The following is a 21,672-nucleotide window of genomic DNA, read 5'->3' as shown; positions in this document are numbered from 1 at the left end:
TGGTCTACCGCTAAAGCGATGGCATCGAGACACGTCCGCCGTTTGCTCCAAGAAGACGGCTTCTCGCTGAGCACCCATTCAATGGATGGTGCGCCACGGCTGGATGACCAGCCAATACGGGAAGCGGCCGCTTGCACCGAACGAGAAGGGCTAGGAGAAGCGACAATGGAACTGCTCGTGGAACAAGTGGAAGTCTGGGTGGCGAGCATTCCGGACAAGCCCGGCGGCCTGGCCGCGATCTTGACGACCCTGCGCGATGTCGGGGCCGACCTGCAATTCATCATTGCACGGCGCAGTCCAGACAGGCCTGGCGAATGCCTCGTGTTTGTCACACCGCTGCAGGGAGATCGGGAAATGGTGGCGGCGGCCGTGGCAGGGTTCAATATCGCGCGGAAGCAGCACTGTGTTCGAGTCCAGGGCAGCAATCAGCCGGGGCTTGCCGTTGCAATGACCGAGGACCTAGCCGAAGCGGGGATCAACCTCCGTGGCTTCTCAGCGGCGGTGATCGGTACGCAATTCGTCGCGTACGTGGCCGTTGACTCGCAGGCAGACGCGAACCGGGCAGCGGACGTCCTCAAAGCCGTTCTTTGAAGGAGCGCATTCACACATGATGCGCTCGCGATAGGTATCGAGAGGCGTCGAGTGCCCGGTTCGCGCGACATGCACAACGCCTCGGATTCGATTGGCGAACGCCCCGCGCGACAGACCAGATTGTCGCCCGGTCTCATTCAGCGCCTACTTGGTCTGGGGCCCGAGGCCCCAGATACCACCGGCATTGCCGGCAGCCACCGTTGACTCTGTTGCGCAATGCGCGCCTTACGATAGCGAATTGCCTGCGCCCCGTTGTTGCCTACCGGCTGTGGCCACTTGCCTCAGTCAGACCAGCACGTGACGTGTCTCTAGAAAGAAGCGCTGAATCTGTTGTTCAATGTCCGGATCGATCATTTTGTCCGGCCGGTTTCCGTTCGGGCAGGCAAGCCTTGGGGTCGTTCCAAACAAGCGGCAAATCAATGGGCGCTCCGAATACACGCTGCATCCCGTGGTACCAAGATGAGGGCAACTTAGGTTTGCCAGCGCAGTTTCGTGCTCAGTATCGCTCTTGACGGGAAGCCTCGACATTTCCTCCGTTGAGGTTGTCACAGGGCCACAACAGTCATGACATCCAGGGGTGCACTCGAACTTGGGAATTCGTGAGCGAAGAAATCTGATCTTTTGACTATTCATTGGTGCAGGTACGTTCAACCCAACTGTGCGCCGCGATCTCGTTCAACTACCGTTCCTTCGACGGTAGTCCGAGGAATTCCGACGCCTCTTGCATAGCGCTCTCGGCCAGCTCACGGGCTTCCTCGCCTCCGCCGGGCGTCATCCGGCCGACCAGTGCTGCGTAGAGCAAGTGGATCAGGTCCACGGCACGGTGATACTGTTCGTCGCTCATGTCTTTCTCTCTACGAAGCCATTGAGCCGTGTCGTCAGCTCAGGTTTTCGCAACTTTCGCAATGCCTGGGATTCCAGTTGGCGGATGCGCTCGCGGGTCAGACCGAACTGCGCGCCGATTTCATCCAGCGTGTAGTCTGTCTGCAGCCCTACGCCAAAGCGCATGCGCAAAATTTTTGCCTCGCGCGGGGTTAGCCTTGCCAGAACGGTTTCCATTTCCTGATGGAGTGCCACCTGGGTCGCCGCGTCCACTGGGGATACCGTGTCCTCGTCAGCCAAGGTGTCTCCTAGTAGGGCATCCCCGCTTTCCCCCAAAGGCGTCTCCAGCGAGATCGGCTGCTTGACGAGATTCAGGATGGATTTGATCTGTTTCTCGCTCATCGCCAAACGGGCAGCCAACATGGACGGCGTTGGCATGGCGCCAGTTTCCCTGAAGATCTCGCGTGAATGCCGGTTGATCTTGCCCATGGCCTCCACAAGATGCATCGGTATACGAATGGAGGGCGCCTTATCGGCGATGGCACGTATGACCGCCTGCCGAACCCACCAGGTGGCGTAGGTTGAGAACTTGTAGCCGCGCCGGTAATCGAATTTGTCTACGGCGCGCATGAGTCCAATATTTCCCTCTTGGATGAGATCCGGCAACGGCAAGCCACGGTTCTGGTATTTCTTGGCGATGGAGACCACCAGTCGGAGGTTGGCCCCGATCATCTCGGACCGGGCTTGCAGGGCTTTCGTCTTCGCCTTCGCGACTCGTTTGGCGGTTTCCCGCAGATCCCCCAGCGGCATCCCGGCGCGGGCCTCCAAGGCACGCAACTGTTGCTGAAGCGCTCGCACTTCAGGCGCCCATCTTGTCAGGTGAGCGCGAATGGCAGGGTTCTCGGCGGCGAGCGCTTTCATCCAGTCTAGATTTGCGGCTTGATCCCTGAATCCTTCTAGAAACACTTCGCGCGCGATGCCACATTTGTCGATCAGAATCTCGGCGATGTGGCACTCCGTTTGACGAACCTCCCCGATCAACGCTTCAAGGATCTGTGTGAGCTCCGCAATGGCGGGCGGGCTAAAGCGGAATGCCGCAAGCTCAGTTTGGAGGGTGATCAGCACCCTGACATACTGGGTGGGTTCTGCTTTTGGGCAGCAAGCGACACTGGCAAGCGCATTGGCCTGGCATCGGATTGCTGCAAACCTTTCGAAGGCAATGCCCCGCCATCGCAGTGATTCGCTATCAGAAGACGGCATCGGCACCGGATCGCCATCGTCGAGCCCTGTATCGTCACCTTCCAGCTCCGTTTCGGTCTGCACCTGCGCTTCTGATTGCAGGCTACCGCCTGCCTCGGCTTGCGGCTCCACAATGTGATCGACCAGATCATCAAATGCCATCTCATCGCAGGCAACCCGGTCGGCCATAGCCAGGAGTTCGGAAACCACGACTGGGCAAGCCACCATCGCCGCCATCATTTCCGCCAATGCGTCTTCGATGCGCCGGGTGATGGCCACCTCCTCCCCGCGCGTCAGAAGAGGGATCGCGCCGATCTCTCGCAGGTACATCTGCGTGGGATCCGTCGTGCGAGTCAATCGACCGTCGCTCTGCGTGATGGCCGCGGCGACTTCCTCTGCGACATCCTCCTCATTTGCGGAGGGTGCCGCATCCTGAGTCAGCCATGCTGGAGCTTCCGCCGGCGCTCGGTCGACCACCTCGATGCCGAGATCGGCCACCATCGCCAGCGTCCGGTCGATGGCACCTGATGTTTCGTCGCAATCCGGAAGCTGATCGCTCAGCTCACCACGCGTCAGGAAACCGCGCTCTTTGCCAAGGGCGATTAGCGCAAGCAGGCTTGTACGTAGGTTCTCGCTCATTTAATTGCGCGCTCACGCGCCTCGTTTCCGCCTAAGGCGTTCGCAAAGCGCTTCATTTCTGCCCCCGGCGTCAGCCAGACCGCGACTTCGTTGTGGGGCTGGCCGATGGCTGTGCCAGATCGGGCCGTCCTTTCAGTTGCCTCCCCGCCCGGGAAGATGTTGCACGAGCCAGATCAATGCCGACACCGCAGCAATGGCCCAGAGCGTTACGATCACCAGCGCCGCGACGTGGATGACGGGGCGGCTGATGGCTGCAGCGGCCGCTGCGCGATGCTCGCGCATCACATCAACCGGAATCCATCGTATTGCCAGCAACAAGCCGAGAGGCACCACCACCACGTCATCCAGATAGCCGAGCACTGGAATGAAATCCGGAATCAGGTCAATGGGCGACAAGGCATAGGCGGCGACCAGCAAGGCTAGCGCTTTCGCATACCATGGCGTGCGGCGATCTTGCGCGGCCAGCCACACCGCGTGCGCATCTTCCTTGACTGCGCGAGCCCAACGCCGGGAGCGTGAGGCCAAATGAGGCAGAAGGTCCCGGCGCCACAAGTGCAGACGCACATCGTCGAGCACAGGGACTGCCGCGAGGGCGAGCAGCAGGGTTGCCAGCACGAGCGTGGCGCTGAACCCGACGTGCTTGAACCCCAGGGCACCAATGATCCCGCCGGCGAAGAACAATGCGATGAGCGTGATGAGTACCCGCAGTTTGTGCCGATTGGCGAGCACCGGTGGCTTGCTCAAGTCGGCTCTGGACAAGTTCCAGTAAAACAGCTTGCCCAGTTCTATGCCGATGTCCGTGACCATTCCGGTCACGTGCGTGGTGCGGATTTCGGCGTTTGACAGCTTGGTGATCATGGCATTTTGTAAGCCCATGATGAAACAGAGCACCATGACCGTTGCCGGCACGAACAGCCATTCGTGGTGCTCGAGATTGCTTCCAAGCAGGCCAAAACACACCAACAGCGCGGCTTCCAGCATGAGTGGCAATGCGTATTCGCTATGCAGGTGCTCGCGCCGACCCCAGTTAATCAGCACCGCTGAGCAGGCGGCGCCCGCCAGAAACGACAGCAGCGCCCCCAGGCCGTCCAACATCAGCCAGAAACTGCCAAGCGCCAGGTTGTCAGCCATGGCGGACACGATCCCCGACATGTGCGAGGTATACTGCTGCACGGCGAGGAAGCCGCCTGCGTTGGTTGCTCCGGCAACAAAGGCCAGGTAGCAGGCCAGTTGCCGATTGCTGTCGGGACTGCGCTCCTTCCCGGTCAGCTTACGCAAGTACAGGATTGGCATGGTTGCGTTGGTGAGAAGGCCTGCACGCAAGGAAGAGGCTTGTCAATACCGGACCGACCGCCTTGCCAGCTTGGGCCAGGCGGCACGATCCGATGCAAGGCGCTCGCCGCGTTTCAGACGGTGAGCGGCTGCAGTCAGGTTCAGCGAATGCGCCGTTTCCAGGATGCGCGCCCGCGCCTTCAGTGCTTCTAGAGCGGGCAGCTTGTGTGCCCCTTTCCAGGCGAACAGCGTGTAGTTAGCACTGTCCTCGGACAGGGAAATCGACATTGATTTGCCGAACACGGCGCTGACTTCCTCCAGATAGAGCGGGATATCGGGATCGCTTTCGAGAAAATTCGCGACCAGCACACCGGTGTCGGCCAGGCGTGCATGACAGGCGGCATAAAAATCCGCGGTGCCAAGCTGTACCGGCATGCCGTCGGCCAGGAAGCCGTCCACCAGGATGACGTCCGGACGCGCATTCTGGTTCGCGACATATTCGGCGCCATCCGCGCAAACCACCTCGAGTCGTTCGTCGTCCGGCGGGATCTGGAACTGCTCGCGCAAGGCGATGACCGCCGGATTGATCTCAATTGCCACAACCTTGGTGTTGGGTAGATGCCGGTAGCAGTATTTGGCAAGTGAACCGCCACCCAAGCCGATCATCGAGATTCTGGTTGGAGTCGGGTGCAACAGCAGGAAGCCCATCATGGTCCTGGTGTACCCCAGCACGAGCTTGTCGGGATCCTTGCGCGACATGAAGCTTTGGGTGGCCAGTGCGTCGAAATGCAGCGACAGCGCGTGCTTGGTTTCCAACACCTGGGGCGTACCGTCGCTGGTCGCCTCGGCCAGGAATTTCAGATAGGCCTCGAACGAGGAGCGGTCGGCGTGCATCTGTCCGTTTCCATTAGAGAGACTTGGGGAGTGCATCCCCCCTCAGCAAGGCCGCGATGGTAACGACAGCGGCGGCCTCGTCCACGCCGTCCGCCTGGATGCGTATGTACGTCCCCGCCGGAGCGGACAGCCGCATGACCTCCATCACGTTCTTGGCGTTTGCGACCCAGGGGCCGCTGGTGAGCAGGATGTCGCACTCAAACTGATTGGCCGTGAAAGCCAAGCGCGCGGAATTCCGTGCCTGAAGCCCATCCTTGGCGGCCACCTCTATGGTCACTTCTACCACTGTGCCCTCATCGAAAAAAAGTGAGCCAAAACGCTCATCCCTACTGATGCCGCGAGTGCGTGCTTGGCATGCAGTCTTGCTTACGCTCCGGCATCACGACAGTTCATGTCGGCGGGATACGTGGTGAGCCTTGCAATTGTATATAATGATAATGCTATTATCATAACATGACACTCCAGAACGCATGGAATCCAAGACCGCTCGCCTGACCGTATTGATCGATCCGGAGAAGAAGAAGGCTTTTGAGGCGCTCTGTGCCGCCCAAGACCAGACGCCATCTCAGATTGTTCGCCAGATGATCCGCGACTATTTGCAGCAGTACGAGGTGGACTACGCCACCAAACCGAAGATCGGCGCACCTGGTTTGGCGGCGAAGGAACGTGGGTGATACGTAGTAGGAAAGGGCTAGTTGCCCAGGCGTTCGCATGGGTCTGCTTCACATGGCGCGACGCGCGTTAGGTGCTTTCGGGGCCAAGCGGTGTCGACGATTGCGAGTCTGGGCCTAAGTTGGCAAATTGCAGGGCATCGCATACAAGGCGCCCTGGCGAGCAACATCGCTAGCGCCGTGCGGGATTGGTCTGCCGCTGCCGAATGGCGCTCAGAATCCCGCGCAGGATCTCTAATGGCGGCGGTGGACAGCCTGGCACGGTTACGTCTACGGGGATGACATTGGCGACACGACCGCAGCTTGCATAGCTCTCCCCAAAGATACCGCCGGTGCAGCCACAGTCGCCCACCGCCACTACCAGTTTCGGCTCCGGGGTTGCCGCGTAGGTGCGTCGCAGGGCCTCTTCCATGTGACGCGAGACGGGTCCGGTCACCAGGAGCATGTCGGCATGGCGCGGGCTGGCGACGAACTTGATGCCGAGACCTTCAATGTTGTAGTAAGGATTGCCGAGTGCGTGGATCTCCAGCTCGCAGCCATTGCACGAGCCTGCGTCGACCTGCCGGATCGTCAGCGCCTGACCGAGAATGTCGAGCAGCTCCCGGTGAATGCGCTGGATAGAGGCGGGCTCGCCCGCCGCGGTGGGCGGCGCCGGCTCGGTGACAATGCCGGTGCGGGCAATCTGCTTGAGGATTTGCCACATCAGAGATCGTGCCCCGAATAGCTGAGGTTGAAGGATTTGTTGATCAGCGGAAAGTCCGGCACGATGTTGCCGATGATGGCGTGCTCGAGCACCGGCCAGTTCTGCCACGATGGGTCGTGGCAATGGCAACGGAGGATGCGGCCGTCATAGGTAAGTTCGAGCGCGACGAAGACTTCGCCACGCCAGCCCTCCACCCATCCTGCCCCGATGGCGGCGCCAGCGGGCGCTTGCAGCACGATTCGCGTGGCTCCCTCCGGCAGGCCTGCACAGATAGCGCGGATCAGGCGCAGCGACTCCAACAGCTCATCGAATCGCACCGCCACGCGGGCGGCGACATCGCCACCGCGGTGGGTGGCCATTTTCACTGCCAAGCTATCGTAAGGTAGCCAGGCGAGGTCGCAGCGCAGGTCCACGGCGCGGCCACTGGCACGTCCGGCGAGGCCGGTCAGCCCAAGCTGGGCGGCAAGCTGTGGCGTGACGCGGCCCGCCTCAAGAAAGCGGTCCTGCAGGCCCGCGTGCTCATCGTACACCGCACGCAGCACGCGTACTTCCCGCTCAATGTGGTCGCACTGCTGACGCAGGCGCTCAAGCATCGCTGGCGTCAGGTCGCGCGCAACGCCGCCCGGCACCACGGCGTCCATCATCAGCCGGTGACCGAAAGCCTCTCCGGACAGCCGCTGCCAGTCTTCGCGCAAGCGCGAGAATTGCGCCAGGCCGAAGGCGAGCCCCGCGTCGTTGCCCAGCGCCCCCAGGTCACCCATATGATTGGCCACCCGCTCACGCTCGAGCATCAGGGCGCGCAGCCAGTCCGCCCGCGGTGGAGGCGTGCAGCCCCAGGCGGACTCCAGCGCCATGCAATAGGCCCAGGCATAAGCCACGGTGGAATCGCCCGAGACCCGGCCGGCCAGCCGGAATCCCTCAAGCGGCGCCAGATCGGTGAAACGCCGCTCGATGCCCTTGTGGGTGTAGCCCAGGTGTTCTTCCAGCCGCAGCACCTTCTCGCCGACCACGGAAAAGCGGAAATGGCCGGGCTCGATGATGCCGGCATGCACCGGGCCGACGGCGATCTCGTGCACCCCGTCACCCTCCACACGCACGAAAGGATAGTCGGCAGGCAGTTTGCCGGCCGTGGCCGCTCCCGCAGACGCGCCGCTTTGCAGCGGCCGCGCCCCCGGCGGCCACAGGCCGTGGTCCAGCCAGGCCCGGGCATCGCGGTTGCCCGGCACGGCGATACCCACCAGGTCGGTCATGGCACGCTGCATCCGGCCCGCGCATGGGAATACGCCGGCCAGATCCGGCACCGCGGGCGCGATACCATCAAGCCGCAGTTCGAGCCATATCAGTCCCCGCGGCGTGGCGTACGTCACGCATGCCGTCAACGCACCGCCGCTGCCACTCCGGTCGACGCCCCACAGCGCGACGAGGCGCCCGCCCGCGTCCGCCACCGCACGGGCCGTGGCGGACCAGCCGTCGTGCCCGACCTGGCCATGCCAGACTGGCAGCGGCCCGGGCAGTCGCAGCAGATCGAGCCTGAGATCTGACGGTGTCATCGGGTCAGCTCCCCAGCATGGCGGCTGCCTGCCGGTACCAGGTGTTGAGATAGGGCGGGATATAAAGACCCAACATTAGCCCTAGGGCGAGGTGCGTGAACACCGGGACCAGCGCTGGCGGATGCGCCAGCGGCTTGAGCGTGGTGTCGCCGAACACCATCGGTTGCACCCGACTGAACACCGCGGCGAACGCCAACCCGAGTGCGAGCAGCAGGAAGGGCGTGGCCCACGGCTGCTCGCGCATGGCGGTCGTGACGATCAGGAACTCGCTAGCAAAGACCCCGAACGGCGGCATACCCAGGATGGCGAGCACCCCTACCATCAGACCCCAGCCGACCGTGGGACTGACACGGATCAGTCCGCGGATGTCGTCCATGATTTGCGTGCCAGCTTTCTGCGCGGCGTGGCCAACAGCGAAGAAGATCGCGGACTTGACCAGCGAATGCACCGTCATGTGCAGCAGGCCGGCGTAGCTGGCGACCGGCCCGCCCATGCCGAAGGCGAAGGTCATCAAGCCCATGTGCTCGATCGACGAATACGCGAACATGCGCTTGATGTCGCGCTGCCGGATCAGGAAGAAGACGGCCGCGACCACCGATAGTAGGCCGAACCCCATCATCAGGCGGCCGGTCAGATGGTTGCCCAGCGCCGCATCGGTCAGCACCTTGCAGCGCAGCACGGCATAGAGCGCCACATTGAGCAGCAGGCCGGAGAGCACCGCGGACACCGGGGTTGGCCCCTCGGCGTGGGCATCGGGCAGCCAGTTGTGCAGTGGGACCAGGCCGACCTTGGTGCCATAGCCGATAAACAGGAAGGCGAACGCCAGCGTGATGATGTTGGGATCGAGCTGGCGCTTGACCGCGTCCAGGTTGGTCCACAGCAGCGCGCCACCCTCCGGGCCGATGACCTGCTCGGCGGCCATGTACAGCAGCACCGTGCCGAACAGTGCCTGGGCAATCCCCACCCCGCACAGGATGAAGTACTTCCATGCCGCCTCCAGGCTAGCGGCGGTGCGGTAGACGCTGACCAGCAGCACCGTGGTCAGTGTGGCGGCCTCCATCGCAACCCACACGATGCCCATATTGTTGGTCGTCAGCGCCAGCAGCATGGTGAAGGTGAAGAGCTGGTACATGCTGTGGTACAGGCGCAGCCGCGGCGGCGTCATCTTACCGTGATCGTGCTCCACCCGCATGTACGGCCGCGAGAAGATCGAGGTGGTCAGGCCCACGAACGCGGTGAGCGCAACCAGAAAAACGTTCAGCGGGTCGATGTAGAACTCACGGCCCCACGCCAGCATCGGGCCATTGGCGACGATTTGCGCCGTAAGCATGCAGGCGGCGAGGAATGTGCCCAGGCTGAACGCGACATTGATGTCGCGTGCACGCTCGCGATGTCCCACCAGCGCCAGCACCAGCCCTCCGGCGAACGGGGTTGCGAGCAGCATGGCCAAGGAAATCAACTCAGTCCTCCTTCAGCTTCTCAAGGTGACGGATGTCCAAGCTGTCGAACTGCTCGCGGATCTGGAACATGAACACACCCAGGATCAGCACGCCGATCAGCACATCCAGTGCGATGCCCAGCTCGACCACCATCGGCATGCCGTAGGTTGCGGCGGTGGCGGCGAAGAAGAGACCGTTCTCTATCGCCAGGAAACCGATGACCTGTGGCACCGCCTTGGAGCGCGTGATCATCATCAGGAAGGACAACAGCACGCAGGCCAGCGCGATGCCCAGCGTGCCGCTGGCGAGCTTCAGCGATAGCCGCGAGATCGGCATGGTGAGGTTGAAGGCGAAGATAACCACTATGATGCCGATCAGCATGGTAGTGGGAATGTTGATCAGCGTCTCGACGTCCCAGCGTATCTGGAGACGATCGATAACGCGGTGCAGCAGATAGGGGATGAGCAACACCTTGAGTATCAGGGTCAGCCCGGCCGACAGATAAAGGTGCGGCTGGCCCGTCACGTAGCCGACGACGGCCGTGGCCAACGCCAAGGTCGCCCCCTGCAGCGTGAACAGGTAAATCAGCGACAGGATTCGTCGTTGCGAGATCATGGCGAAGGCGAGGATCAATAGCACCGCGCCAAGGAGGTTGACGAACTGGGTGAGGAGCGCAGTCATTGCCGTGTTCTCAGTGAGCCAGCAGCAAGTGGACCAGCATGCCGATCACAGCCAGCAGAAAGGCAGTGGCCAGGAACTCCGGCACACGGAAGATGCGCATCTTGGCGCTCGCCGTCTCCAGCGCCGCCAGCAGGACCCCACCCACGATGAGCTTGAGCAGCAGCGCGGGCAGCGCCAGCAGTATGGCCAGGGGAGCATGCGCTTCGGCAACGCCCCAGGGAAAGAACAGTGCCAGGCCGATGCAGGAATAGGCGAACAGCTTGAGGCTGGCCGCCCATTCAAGGAGTCCCAGATGTCGGCCCGAGTATTCGAGGATTAGCGCCTCGTGGATCATCGTCAGCTCGAGGTGAGTGGCGGGATTGTCGACCGGTATACGGGCGTTCTCGGCCAGAGATACCATGGTGAACGCAACGCCGGCAAACGCCAGGCCCGGGTAGATGGCCAGGTCCCGGTGAGCGATCGTCTCGACAATGGTGGTGAGCGAGGTGGACTTGGAGATCAGCGAGGCGGAGAACAGCACCATCAGCAGCGCCGGTTCCGCCAGGAAGCCGATCAGCATCTCGCGCCGCGCGCCCAGCGTTCCGAACGCGGTGCCGACATCCATCGCCGCCAGCGAGATGAAGACCCGCGCCAGCGCGAACAGGCCGACCAGGGCGATCGCGTCGGCGGCCGGTGCCAGTGGCAGGTCCGTGGAAACGGTAGGGATGATCGAGCAAGCGAGCGCCATGCAGCCGAACACCACATAGGGCGTGGCGCGGAACAGCGGCGACGCATTATCTGCGACCACCGATTCCTTGTTGAATAGTTTGTGCAGCATTCGATACGGTTGCCAGAGGCTGGGTGCCGACTTGTTCTGCAGCCATGCCCGCCACTGATTGACCCAGCCGATCAGTAGTGGCGCCAGCGCGATCGAGATCACAATCTCGAGTAGCTGTGACAGGATTCCGGTCAGGTTCATGTAACCTTTATCGCATCACAGCCAATAGCGTGGCGGCCAGGGTCAGGAAGCTGTACAGCAGGTATGCCGAGATGCGTCCCTGTTGCATCAGGCCGATCAGCCGGGCCAGATACGACGCCAGATCGATCACGGGGACATACATCCAGCGCCAAAAATGATCCGCCACAGTGACCCGGTAGTGCGGCTGTTCATCGAATGGCGTCGGCAGATCGCGGCGCATCAGGAAAAACGGTTCAAAGATCTGGCGGATCGGCTGTCCGAAACCCTCGGCAGTGTCCTGCATGCGCGCGGTGCTCCATGGGAAGCCGCAAGCCCAGGGCGGGCTGCGGCGAAGCCGACCGTGGTAAAAGCGGCGCACCAGCAGGTAGGCGAGCGCAAAACTGGCGAGGATGCCTAGCAGGAAAATGACCGGCCCATAGCTGGCCTGAGCCAGGCCGGTCGGCGCCAGCAGCCAGCCGCTGGCCGCGGTCCGGGCGCCGAGTCCGCTCGCCACCAGCTGCTGCGTCACCGGATCGATCAGCTGGACGAACTGGGTCGGCAGCAGGCCAAGCGCGATACAACCCAGCCCCAGCCACAGCATGCCCGCGCGCTCCCAGCGGCCGGCGTCGTGCGCGTAGGCCAGCTTGGGCTCACGGGGCTGGCCGAGGAAGATCACGCCGAAGAACTTGACCATGGTGTAGCCGGCCAGTGCCGCCACCAGCGCGATCAGCGCGGCTACCACCGGGATCAGCATGGTCAATATCGGTTCCGGGAGACCCGGCGTGAACAGGAAGCTCTGCAGCAGCAGCCACTCTGAGACGAAACCGCCGAGCGGGGGCAGCCCGGCGCTAGCCAACACGCCCAGCAGCGTCAGCCAGCCCACCCATGGCATATAGCGAATCAATCCGCCTAGCTTGCCGAGGCTTCGCTCCTCGGTGGCATGCAGCACGCTACCGGTTCCCAGAAAGAGCAGGCTCTTGAAGAAGGCATGGCTGGCGACATGGTAGAGCGCGGCTGTCAGGGCCAGGGCGGCCATTGGCGCCATGCCGTAGGCTGAAAACAGCAGTGTCAGGCCCATGGCAACGAAGAGTAGGCCCATATTCTCGATCGACGAATAAGCCAGAAGCCGCTTCATGTCCGTTTGTACCGCGGCAAAGACCACGCCGAACAGCGCGGTGGCCAATCCAATGGCCAGCAGCAATCCGCCCCACCACCACAGACGCACATGCAGCAGGTCGAAGGACACACGCAGCAGGCCGTAGATGGCAGTGTTGAGCATGACGCCGCTCATCATTGCCGACACCGGTGACGGCGCAGCCGGATGCGCCTCCGGCAGCCAGACGTGCAAAGGTAGGACGCCGGCCTTGGCGCCGAATCCGAACAGCGCCAGCAGGAAACCGACCGAGGCCCAGAGCGGCGTCAGCGCCTGGCCTCGCATGCTGGCAAACGTATAGTCGCCGGTGTTGGCCTGCAGCACGCCAAAGCACAGCAGGATGGCGATCGCTCCGATGCGTGCCATCGTGATGTAGAGATAGCCGGCGGCGCGGACTTCGGCGATGCGGTGGTTGGCGGTCATCAGGAAAAATGAAGACAACGCCATGGTTTCCCACATCACCATGAAAGAGTAGGCATCGTCTGCTAGGATCACCCCGGTCATGCTGGCGAGGAACAGGTGGTACTCAAGACAAAGGAGGCCTGGTGGCGTGCCTTCGCCCTTGCGGAAGTAGCCAGCCGCAAACGTCGAGATGCCGGTCGCCACCCCTCCCATTACCATCAGGAAGTAGGCCGACAGGCTGTCGAGCCGGAGGTGGAACGGCAGTGCGGGCAGGCCAATGGGCAGCACGGCAGCCTCAGGCGCGCGGAATACGGCGTGGAGCGCCAGACCGAACAGCGCCAGCCCTAGCAGTCCCCCGATGGGGAATAGCACATGGGATACCAGGGCAAACCGATGCAGCACCAGGACCCCTGCCACGCCGACAAGCAGCCAGGCCCCAACCACAACAAGCATCCAGTCGAGATGGAGCCATTGGGTAAGAGGGGGCACGCTGCTCATGGATCAGGCTCCGCGACGGATCGCACGGCGCTTGGCGGGAAGTTTCGCGTCGCGCCGCGACGGCGCGCCGACCGGTGGCCTCTCTTTGCCCATGGCTTCCGCTTTGTCGGTGTCCACGCCGCTGGGGACGTACTGGACGCCATGCCGGGCCAGGTAGTCGCGGATAAGACGCCGTATCACCTGCGAGGCGGTCAGATCCTGCTGTGCGCAAAGGCGCTCGAAGGCAGCCTTCTTGTTGGGATCGATGAGCAGCGTAAGCCGAGCGGTCTTTTGCTCCATGGGAGCCTCAAGATGGCAATACGATGATTACATGAATCACATCATAGATGATGGTCATGCGAATCCAAAGGGCTAGAGGCGTTGGCCGGCCGATTCCGGAACACCGAGAAGTTTTTCTCGATTTCCGTCAGCAGCCGGTTGGCCGCCACCGATAGTGGTCGTCCGGCGCACGAACAGCCGCACTTGTGCCATCTGGCAGTGCGGGTAAGCAAGCTCGAGCGCGACCAACTGGCCCGCCTCGTAGACGATGCGGGCCCATGCGGATATGGCCTTTACCGGCAGCTTGCAGGGAAGGGATTCGAATGCATGGTGTGCGCGCCGTCGCTAATCCCGAAGAAACCCGGAGAGCGCGTCAAGACCGATCGGCGCGATGCGGTCAAGCTGGTGCGCTCGTTGCGTGCAGGGCTGTCGGCGGTGTACGTGCCCAGCGTCGAGGACGAAGCATTCCGGGATCTGTCACGCGCCTGGGTCAACGCCAAAGACGATATGAAGCGCGCCCGCCAACTGCTGAAGGCCTTTCTGCTTTCACATGGGGTCCGCTACAGCGGCAGAGCCGACTGGGGAACAGCTCACCGGCGCTGGATCAGCGCCTTTGTGTTCGATAGCGCGTGGCAGCAACTTGCCTTTGACGAATATCGACGTGCTATCGAGGACCGGATCGCGCAATGCAGCCGTCTCGAAGCGGCCCTGCGCGAGGCAGTGGTCAACTGGCGCTTCTCCCCGGCCGTACTGGGCTTGCAGGCCATGGTGAAGTGATGGGCAAGAGCCGAGCGGCGCTCGACAAGGCAATCCCCGGTGTTCTGGAGAAACTCGCCGGGCGACTACCCGGCATGCTCATCGAGTCACTGCGCGAGCAGTGGAATGACCTCGATAAGCTCGACCGGCAGATCGCCGACATTGAACGGCGCTTGCAGGCATGGCTGAAAGACGACCAGGCATGCAAGGCGATTGCTGCCATACCGGGCGTCGGGCTCCTGACCGCCACCGCGGCCGTCGCGACCATGGGTAATCCGAAGCCGTTCAGGTCCGGGCGGGAATTCGCGGCGTGGCTCGGCCTGGTTCCCAAACAAACGGGCACGGGCCGGAAAACCGTGTTGCTGGGCATCAGTAAGCGAGGTGATACCTAATGCGAAGGATCCGGGTGCATGGGGTACCCAGCTCGTCAAACGACGGCATTCCAACGTCGCGATCGTCGCGCTCGCCAACAAGATGGCCCGTACAATCTGGGCAGTTCTCGCCCACAACAGCCCCTATGAAAAAGAGCATGTGAGTACGAAGCCGGCATGATCACGGTGTGTGCTGTACCAGAGCAATAACCCTTTACAGGACGACACGTTGAAAGGTTGCGGTGGCAACCGTATGCGATGACAACACAGGTCGGACCGGGGCTCGCCAAACCTGAATTACAGAGAGAGCTTTTAGCTCGTGGGCGGAATGAGGTGCGAGTCAGGGGATTTCATAGGGGCCCGCAGCGCGTCAGGCTGCAACAAGGCCGAATGTAGAGCTGCAACCTATCCTGTCAGTCAGCGCGCACGAAAACCTTCGCAAACGGGGGACGTCCAGGTAGACCTCTGTAATGCGGTAGCCAACCCGCGAATATCCAGTGTGAGCCACCGTCGAGACTTACTGCTACGTTGCCCTCAGGAAATTCAGATCAAACGCACAAACCAGAAACCAAAGACCAATCCCGATTGACACGGGAAGTCATATCAGTATCTAGAGAACACCTTGCGGACCGACTTTAAAATGCGTATAAGTCAATCGTGACTTGAAAATTGGAGACGAAGAGATGGCGACGTATAAAGAACTGATTGTGCAAAAACAAGCTTTGGAAGCACAGATCGAAGAGGCACGCGCCACCGAGGTCGCGAGCGTCATCGAACAGATTCGCGGCTTGATGTCTCAGTATGGTCTGTCGCCGGAAGATGTCGCGCCGCGGCGCCGTCGGGGCAGGCCCGCCGGTACCGCCTCCGCTCCCGCGGAAAAGGAGCCGCTGCCGCCGAAGTATATGGATCCCAAGACCGGGAAAACCTGGTCCGGACGAGGCCGGGCGCCTGCATGGTTGGGCAAACGTCCCGAGCGTTTCCTCATCCCGCAGGAATGACCGGTCGCACGCGGGCCCCCACGCGCGCCGGCGACTTGATAGGACCTCCGAAGAGGACGTGGGGGAGGCAGGCTAAGGAGGATTTTCGCCGCGTCCACGAGCCTGCCGAGACATCCGCTGACGGAAATGGCTGCACTCCGTGACGGCGCCCGCGACGTGGGCGATCAACGTTCTCCTCGATGCCGCGGCGCAAAAAAGCTCGCGATCCGGTAGAAGAGAGCCGTAGAACGAAAAATCGATTAACCGCTGTGAGTTGCCCGCGCTTCGTATTCGCCAAGGCGCCTGGGCCGGCAGTCGTCCCGCATTCCTGCGTAGCGGGGCGTGTCGGATCCCCAAAAGAAAGAGGCGGCTAAAAGCGGCGTCTGCCCCATCGATTTCGACACCGTGGTGCCGTGCGCGGTGGCGGCGCTGGCCGGCGGCCAGCCGCTGCATGAATGGGTCCGTCACGCTGGCCAAGGCACGCTCGCCAGTGATGATGCCAGGGTGCCAGCTATTTTGGCCGCTCTCCCCGGTGAAAGACGCCTACCTGTTCTTCCAGAAGGTCGAGTAGCAGAGCGAAATTGATGTGCTCGGCATGCTATGCAGCAAGTTGGTTGGCTATGACGCGATCCACGGAAGCGGGTTAAATTTGATGGGCACTATCGTCTATTCCGAGCACATTGCCCTTGGGCAGCCACACGCCTGTCATCCAGGCGGTCATGGGCTGGACGGACGAACATCTGCATCAGTTCACCATTCGTGGCCGGCGGTACGGCGAAGCCCGTGAGGGCGCTACGCGGTTTTCCATGGTGACAACCGCCCTGACGCTGAGCGAACGTCAGCGCTTGGGGTCGGTCTTGAGGGAAAAGTCAAGAAACTCCTGCTTCGGCAGCTTTGGTACCTTAAACAGAATGAAGCCATAGCCCAATGCGGTATGACACGCGTTACAACCGTTCACCGCCGCCGAGAAACGGTGATTAAATTGGTTGATGTTTTGCTTTTCAATGGCTTGAGCCAGCGGTGCGAGGTAGGTTTCCTCATTGGCCTTTAGCATTGGTGCGTGCTGCGGTCTGGTTATTTCTCCCACTTCCTGAGCTTCAAGAAGCTCCTTGAGCTGGTATTGCGCCAAGCTCTAATTGCCACCATTGGCTGCCCAATAGATATTAGTAAAACGGTAACCCATCTCATGCATCACAGTCCCGAGCCCTGGTTGTATGGACGCAAGGGTCTTAACCCGGTTCTCCAGGGGGCCTTGCTCGATGCTTTTTTCAGGTTCTCCCTTGGTCTGTGCTGCGGACAATGTTCCAAGGCAGAAGCAAAGGAGTATGAATAGTCCGCGAAGCATGATGTTCCCTCTCTTGGGTGCTAAATCGTGCGTGTTGATTCTTCAGCTACGCCAGCCTCGGATGCTTGCCGACACAGACGCCAATTCACAATAGATCACGTTGACAAAAACACAAGACCGTACAAGAGGGGAGGCCCTACGCTTCGAAGATCGATGCACGGGAGGTCGTCCCACCCGCGCTCTCCGATAATCCACAAGCTTATTCTCCGCGACGAGGCGACTGCGTAATGGATTCACCGCCGACTCTAATCTGGGCATCGTTCTTGATCCCGCTGGCGGATAAGCAATATAGCGGAGTCCTATCGCTTCGCATCCCGCCGGAGTTGCATCGTTCCTTGGCGACTCAGGCGGCGGAGCAAGGCGTCAGCATTAACCGTCTGGTCAGCGCTCGCCTGGCGGTTCTGGCATAGGAAATGTGGATCCAAATTTCCCGGTGAAAGCGGCGTGGGCACCATACTGCCGCCTGACAACATGAAAGTGCCGCATAAGGAATTTGGCGCATAAAAAAATCAACGAGTTCAGAGAATCATTGGAGCCGTTCGACGAGGCTGGCGGGCTCGCCCACGTTTGTCAACAAGCAGAAGAAAAGTGGTAGTGGGGCGGGGGAGACGACGGCAAGATCTTCCACGCGAGTTCGCCGTCGTCACACAAATTGCGGAAGACCCTTACGACTTCGATCTCCGCCAGGTAGTGGCATCGCTCAAGCCTTCAACAACCACTGCGCGTTGCCCCGTCAAGAACGTCTCACCTAGACTTGACCTTGATCAAGGCGGCGAGATTGGGCCACCGTCTAGCCTTCCCAATTTGGCGACCCCCCACGCCCGCGTAAGGAGAGAGGCAATGCTGACCCAGCAGACAAAGGACATCGTAAAGGCCACGGCACCGGTTCTGGCCGCACACGGTTACGACATCATCAAGTGCTTCTATAAGCGCATGTTCGAAGCGCATCCCGAACTGAAGAATGTGTTCAACATGGCTCATCAGGAACAAGGCCAGCAGCAACAGGCGCTGGCGCGGGCGGTCTATGCATATGCCGAGAATATCGAGGACCCGAGCAGTCTGCTGGCCGTATTGAAGAACATTGCCAACAAGCATGCGAGTCTCGGCGTCAGGCCGGAACAATACCCCATTGTTGGGGAACACCTGCTGGCAGCGATCAAGGAAGTCTTGGGCGATGCCGCAACCGACGACATTATTTCCGCATGGGCGCAAGCCTATGGGAATCTGGCCGATGTCCTGATGGGCATGGAAAGCGAGTTATACGAGCGTTCTGCGGAACAACCGGGCGGCTGGAAGGGATGGCGCAACTTTGTGGTTCGCGAGAAACGCCCCGAAAGCGACGTGATCACGTCATTTATCCTTGAGCCGGTCGATGGTGGTCCGTTGTTGAACTTCGAACCCGGCCAATACACCAGTGTCGCGATTGATGTGCCCGCGCTCGGCTTGCAGCAAATTCGCCAGTACAGCCTGTCGGATATGCCAAACGGACGCAGCTATCGCATCTCCGTCAAACGGGAAGCTGGCGGGACGCAGCCACCGGGCTATGTTTCGAACCTGCTGCACGATCACGTCAATGTCGGGGATGAGGTCAGGCTGGCTGCGCCGTACGGGAGCTTCCATATCGATGTCAATGCGAGAACACCTATCGTATTGATCAGCGGCGGCGTGGGGCTGACACCCATGATCAGCATGCTCAAGAACGCATTGCAGGAACCGCCGAGGCAAGTGGTTTTTGTGCATGGGGCACGCAACAGTGCCGTACACGCCATGCGTGACCGGCTGCGCGAGGCAGCTAAGGCGTACGAAAACTTCGATCTTTTTGTGTTCTATGACCAGCCGCTATCGGAAGATGTCCAAGGCCGGGACTACGACTACCCGGGATTGGTCGATGTGAAGCTGATCGAGAAATCGATCCTGCTGCCTGACGCCGACTATTACATCTGCGGTCCGATTCCGTTTATGCGGATGCAGCATGATGCACTCAAGAAGCTGGGCGTCCATGAGGGATGCATCCATTACGAAGTGTTTGGTCCAGACCTTTTTGCTGAATAGCAGGACGGCGGTGGGGAGCAGTCAGGGTACAGGCTGCCAGGAATGCTTCCCATTGGCACAATCTACGGCATACGGCGACCATGCGGCTGGTGACAAGGTTACGCGCGCTGGCTGCCGTATCCGGCCATTACAACCTGACCATGCTGCAGCCTGAAGCGGCACTACTATCCGTCGACCGCCGACTTCTCAAGAAAGATCGGCTGACCCAACAGGCGAGCACCTGTGTTCCTGTTAGCCCTGGCCCGGGAATTGCGGAGACTGTGGACACCGTTCGAGCTCGGGACCAAGTGGCGTCTCTCTCTTGGCCCCTCTTGGGCAGAACGGCCGTCGTCGGCTGATCCGTGATCCTGCGGTGAACCTCGTGTTCTAAAGTGCAGCGTGACCCTGCTGCACGAGGACGACTCTTACGTCCTCATAGAGCATGCGCATTGGCGCACAGCTCCCTGGTTGCCACGCCCCCGGAAGGGGTGTGGCAACGGGTTTTCCTGCAAACAAGCTCGCTTCCGCATTGCCGGAGCGGGCTTTTTTTGTTTGTAGGAACCCTCGACACAGGAGCTGAGCATGCTGTCTGCCATCGAACAGAATTCCGAGATTCGTGCCGCGATTGCGGCCATGCTCGCCCGCCGGCGGTCCGACTATGTCGGCCAGCCCAGTACGTGGCTCAGTTTGTGTGAAGCCGCTCATGTGGCCTGTCTAGCGGAGCCCGCCCAAGCGGCGTTCCTTTCCCAAGTAACGACCCGGCGCGGGGCCGACACAGCCCTGCGTCTTCGGGAGCATGCTGCGTCCATTCGCGCTGCCGTCGTTCAAGTCCTTGAACGCAGGAGAAGCGCACTATGCAACGAACCATTGGCTACACCGACTTCGGGCATCCCCGCAGTCTCATAGAAAAGCAGCCCGCGCGGCCGCCCATCATTGGCGAGATCCGCCCCGGTATCAAGGTTCTCACCAAGGCCACCAAGGCCAACCCGGAGGCGGTCAAGATGCATGACGCTATGCTCGCCCTCGGCGAGTCTTTCGAGGCGATCGGCAACGAGATCGAGCGCAAGACCAAGCTGCGCAACGCGCTGGCGCCCAAGAACACCGGTTGGTTCACCTGCCGTGGTTCGGACTTCACCAACACCGTCGACGAAATCCTTCAGAAGTACGGCGAGGATCGCTGCGATGGCCTGAAGCTGTGGCGCTTCCCGGTTGTCTTCGCCTTCGACGACTGGATGGCGAACCTGCCCAACCAGTTGAAGGCGTGGAACGCACGGGGCCTGCAGTACTTCTCGCAGTACGGCGCGGATGGCAAACGGTACTGCAAGATGTACGCGGCGCCGGAAGTCGACGCCGTGCATCGACTTCGACGGGCCGCCCGACATGGCGCAGCTCGCTCGCGTCGCAGCTGAAGCGGTCCGACAAGTTCGTGCGTATCCGCTGGGTCGTGGACGAGGAGCACCGCCAAATAGTCGATCGCGACGCCATAGGCGCCCTGTGTGCCGGTGCGGCCGAGGTCAAGCTCGAGGGGAGGGTGTTGCCAGCCGTGCGCAGCCGCGCCGAGGGCATCAGCGGTGCCGCCAGCCTGTCGGAGAAGATGACGCGCTGGGGCGAGTTGACGCAAGTCGACACCAATCCATTGCTGGATCGTCTGTCGATGCTCGAGCACGCGGAGCCGCAGGCCATCGCGGACCTGATGCTGCAGGAGCTGGAAATGTTGGGCGAGCCCCCACGAGCCTGTCAGATTTGTTGTGTGTTGAGCTCATGAGACGATATCAAAAGAAACGCCCTTATGACCGAAACAACAAGCATGACCAAGAAGAGCAAGAAATCGAGCGCGCCGAAGCTGTTTCCGGATGATTTGATCGATCAACTGCTGGCTCAGGTACAGAACAAGGTGCCGAGTCGATTCTCGGTGAATCAGGCTTGGCCGGCCTGCTCAAGAAGCAGTTGGCCGAGCGTATGCGCTGGATGCCTTTGCCGGCAGCGACTGGGGCCGCAAATTCCCGACGGTGGCCGACATGTGGCGGCGGCAATGGGAGCAGGTCATCCCGTTCTTCGCCTATCCGCCGGAAGTGCGCAGAATCATCTACACCACTAATGCCATCGAGAGCATGCACTGCAGTTGCGCAAGATCGTCAAGAACCGGAGCCACTTCCCCAGCGACGAAGCCGCCAGCAAGCTGCTGTACCTGGCCTTGCGCAACATCGAGAAAGATTGGAAGATGCCGCCCATCACCTGGAAACAAGCGGCCAACCAGTTCGCCATTCTCTTCGGTGACCGCTTCACCAACGCCCTACGCTGAGATTTATTTAACCGACCTCAGCACACAGAATTGCTGACACCTCCGGCATTTTGCAGGAGGAGTTGCAAGAACTCCTCCGACCTCTCTTTCTCTACAGCGAACTCGACGACTACCACGTATGGCGGGTTCGACGATGCATGT

The 21,672-nt window shown here is 61.1% G+C and carries 22 protein-coding genes and 4 pseudogenes; 12 read left to right on the top strand and 14 right to left on the bottom strand.

All coding sequences use genetic code 11. From position 1 onward, the window contains the following. Positions 1 to 165: 165 nt before the first annotated feature. The gene (locus CNE_RS35085) at positions 166 to 591 is read left to right on the top strand and encodes an ACT domain-containing protein (protein ID WP_013959515.1); all 426 of its coding nucleotides are present in this window, start codon (positions 166 to 168) and stop codon (positions 589 to 591) included. A 285-nt stretch (positions 592 to 876) separates the two neighbouring features. Here the strand turns inward: CNE_RS35085 and CNE_RS40210 are convergent, their stop codons facing one another. From CNE_RS40210 to CNE_RS35065, 6 genes are all read right to left on the bottom strand, one after another. Then, on the bottom strand, positions 877 to 1,224 hold the full coding sequence (locus CNE_RS40210) for a YkgJ family cysteine cluster protein (protein WP_080569659.1): 348 nt from the start codon (positions 1,222 to 1,224) through the stop codon (positions 877 to 879). Positions 1,225 to 1,270: 46 nt separating this feature from the next. Continuing rightward, the gene (locus CNE_RS41840) at positions 1,271 to 1,435 is read right to left on the bottom strand and encodes a hypothetical protein (protein WP_013959513.1); all 165 of its coding nucleotides are present in this window, start codon (positions 1,433 to 1,435) and stop codon (positions 1,271 to 1,273) included. Beyond that, a complete protein-coding gene (gene rpoD / locus CNE_RS35080) occupies positions 1,432 to 3,291 on the bottom strand; it encodes an RNA polymerase sigma factor RpoD (RefSeq protein ID WP_013959512.1) in 1,860 nt (619 codons plus the stop codon). The genes CNE_RS41840 and rpoD overlap by 4 nt, the downstream gene beginning before the upstream one ends. Positions 3,292 to 3,423: 132 nt before the next feature. After that, the gene (locus CNE_RS35075; RefSeq protein WP_013959511.1) at positions 3,424 to 4,584 is read right to left on the bottom strand and encodes a DUF1275 domain-containing transporter; all 1,161 of its coding nucleotides are present in this window, start codon (positions 4,582 to 4,584) and stop codon (positions 3,424 to 3,426) included. A 42-nt stretch (positions 4,585 to 4,626) separates the two neighbouring features. Then, on the bottom strand, positions 4,627 to 5,457 hold the full coding sequence (locus CNE_RS35070) for a fused MFS/spermidine synthase (protein ID WP_041229096.1): 831 nt from the start codon (positions 5,455 to 5,457) through the stop codon (positions 4,627 to 4,629). Between the two features lie 13 nt (positions 5,458 to 5,470). Further along, complete coding sequence (locus tag CNE_RS35065; RefSeq protein ID WP_013959509.1) at positions 5,471 to 5,743, bottom strand: HPr family phosphocarrier protein; 273 nt, start codon at positions 5,741 to 5,743, stop codon at positions 5,471 to 5,473. Positions 5,744 to 5,927: 184 nt separating this feature from the next. Between CNE_RS35065 and CNE_RS35060 the strand changes: the two genes are divergently transcribed. After that, positions 5,928 to 6,131 carry a ribbon-helix-helix protein, CopG family gene (locus CNE_RS35060; protein WP_013959508.1) on the top strand — a complete coding sequence of 68 codons (204 nt, stop codon included), beginning with the start codon at positions 5,928 to 5,930 and terminating at the stop codon, positions 6,129 to 6,131. 169 nt (positions 6,132 to 6,300) lie between these two features. Here the strand turns inward: CNE_RS35060 and CNE_RS35055 are convergent, their stop codons facing one another. From CNE_RS35055 to CNE_RS43240, 7 genes are read right to left on the bottom strand one after another with little or no spacing between them, the layout of a single operon-like run. Beyond that, the gene (locus CNE_RS35055; protein WP_013959507.1) at positions 6,301 to 6,831 is read right to left on the bottom strand and encodes an NADH-quinone oxidoreductase subunit B family protein; all 531 of its coding nucleotides are present in this window, start codon (positions 6,829 to 6,831) and stop codon (positions 6,301 to 6,303) included. After that, a complete protein-coding gene (locus tag CNE_RS35050; RefSeq protein WP_013959506.1) occupies positions 6,831 to 8,381 on the bottom strand; it encodes a hydrogenase large subunit in 1,551 nt (516 codons plus the stop codon). Before CNE_RS35050 ends, CNE_RS35055 begins: the two co-directional genes overlap by 1 nt. 4 nt (positions 8,382 to 8,385) lie before the next feature. After that, positions 8,386 to 9,825, bottom strand: coding sequence for a hydrogenase 4 subunit F (locus CNE_RS35045; RefSeq protein WP_035825909.1), 1,440 nt, complete (start codon positions 9,823 to 9,825; stop codon positions 8,386 to 8,388). A gap of 16 nt (positions 9,826 to 9,841) precedes the next feature. Further along, the gene (locus CNE_RS35040; RefSeq protein ID WP_013959504.1) at positions 9,842 to 10,501 is read right to left on the bottom strand and encodes a formate hydrogenlyase; all 660 of its coding nucleotides are present in this window, start codon (positions 10,499 to 10,501) and stop codon (positions 9,842 to 9,844) included. A 10-nt stretch (positions 10,502 to 10,511) separates the two neighbouring features. After that, on the bottom strand, positions 10,512 to 11,459 hold the full coding sequence (locus CNE_RS35035; RefSeq protein ID WP_013959503.1) for a respiratory chain complex I subunit 1 family protein: 948 nt from the start codon (positions 11,457 to 11,459) through the stop codon (positions 10,512 to 10,514). Positions 11,460 to 11,466: 7 nt separating this feature from the next. Next, positions 11,467 to 13,491, bottom strand: a complete 2,025-nt coding sequence (gene hyfB / locus CNE_RS35030) for a hydrogenase 4 subunit B (protein WP_013959502.1) — start codon at positions 13,489 to 13,491, stop codon at positions 11,467 to 11,469. A gap of 3 nt (positions 13,492 to 13,494) precedes the next feature. Continuing rightward, entirely contained in the window at positions 13,495 to 13,770 is a 276-nt protein-coding gene (locus tag CNE_RS43240) for a ribbon-helix-helix protein, CopG family (RefSeq protein WP_013959501.1), read from the bottom strand. A 237-nt stretch (positions 13,771 to 14,007) separates the two neighbouring features. On the opposite strand from CNE_RS43240, the pseudogene CNE_RS35020 reads away from it, so the two are divergent. The 4 genes and pseudogenes from CNE_RS35020 to CNE_RS40205 form a co-directional block, all read left to right on the top strand. Continuing rightward, positions 14,008 to 14,517: pseudogene (locus tag CNE_RS35020) on the top strand (IS110 family transposase); the annotation flags it as partial. Further along, positions 14,505 to 15,057: pseudogene (locus tag CNE_RS38825) on the top strand (transposase); the annotation flags it as partial. The pseudogenes CNE_RS35020 and CNE_RS38825, both read left to right, overlap by 13 nt. A 502-nt stretch (positions 15,058 to 15,559) precedes the next feature. Continuing rightward, the gene (locus tag CNE_RS35010; protein ID WP_013959497.1) at positions 15,560 to 15,874 is read left to right on the top strand and encodes an H-NS histone family protein; all 315 of its coding nucleotides are present in this window, start codon (positions 15,560 to 15,562) and stop codon (positions 15,872 to 15,874) included. Between the two features lie 698 nt (positions 15,875 to 16,572). Further along, positions 16,573 to 16,776, top strand: coding sequence for a plasmid pRiA4b ORF-3 family protein (locus tag CNE_RS40205; RefSeq protein ID WP_238553229.1), 204 nt, complete (start codon positions 16,573 to 16,575; stop codon positions 16,774 to 16,776). Here the strand turns inward: CNE_RS40205 and CNE_RS40720 are convergent. Then, positions 16,692 to 16,982, bottom strand: a complete 291-nt coding sequence (locus CNE_RS40720; protein ID WP_085959713.1) for a hypothetical protein — start codon at positions 16,980 to 16,982, stop codon at positions 16,692 to 16,694. The two genes, CNE_RS40205 and CNE_RS40720, sit on opposite strands and share 85 nt — an antisense overlap. Positions 16,983 to 17,425: 443 nt before the next feature. Here CNE_RS40720 and CNE_RS35000 point away from each other — a divergent pair, with 443 nt between their 5' ends. From CNE_RS35000 to CNE_RS34980, 6 genes and pseudogenes are all read left to right on the top strand, one after another. After that, complete coding sequence (locus tag CNE_RS35000) at positions 17,426 to 17,608, top strand: toxin-antitoxin system HicB family antitoxin (RefSeq protein ID WP_063712362.1); 183 nt, start codon at positions 17,426 to 17,428, stop codon at positions 17,606 to 17,608. 430 nt (positions 17,609 to 18,038) lie between these two features. Continuing rightward, complete coding sequence (gene hmpA, locus CNE_RS34995) at positions 18,039 to 19,250, top strand: NO-inducible flavohemoprotein (protein WP_013959494.1); 1,212 nt, start codon at positions 18,039 to 18,041, stop codon at positions 19,248 to 19,250. 561 nt (positions 19,251 to 19,811) lie between these two features. Next, on the top strand, positions 19,812 to 20,135 hold the full coding sequence (locus CNE_RS43370; RefSeq protein ID WP_080569657.1) for a DUF7696 family protein: 324 nt from the start codon (positions 19,812 to 19,814) through the stop codon (positions 20,133 to 20,135). Next, positions 20,084 to 20,608 (top strand): annotated as a pseudogene (locus CNE_RS34990) (recombination directionality factor); the annotation flags it as partial. The gene CNE_RS43370 and the pseudogene CNE_RS34990, both read left to right, overlap by 52 nt. Before the next feature lie 47 nt (positions 20,609 to 20,655). Beyond that, complete coding sequence (locus CNE_RS40875) at positions 20,656 to 20,994, top strand: hypothetical protein (protein WP_041229095.1); 339 nt, start codon at positions 20,656 to 20,658, stop codon at positions 20,992 to 20,994. Between the two features lie 196 nt (positions 20,995 to 21,190). Beyond that, positions 21,191 to 21,531 (top strand): annotated as a pseudogene (locus CNE_RS34980) (transposase); the annotation flags it as partial. Positions 21,532 to 21,672 lie beyond the last annotated feature (141 nt).

It is taken from the genome of Cupriavidus necator N-1 (assembly GCF_000219215.1).
GTDB lineage: Bacteria > Pseudomonadota > Gammaproteobacteria > Burkholderiales > Burkholderiaceae > Cupriavidus > Cupriavidus necator.
This window is presented reverse-complemented; position numbering and strand designations above follow the sequence as displayed.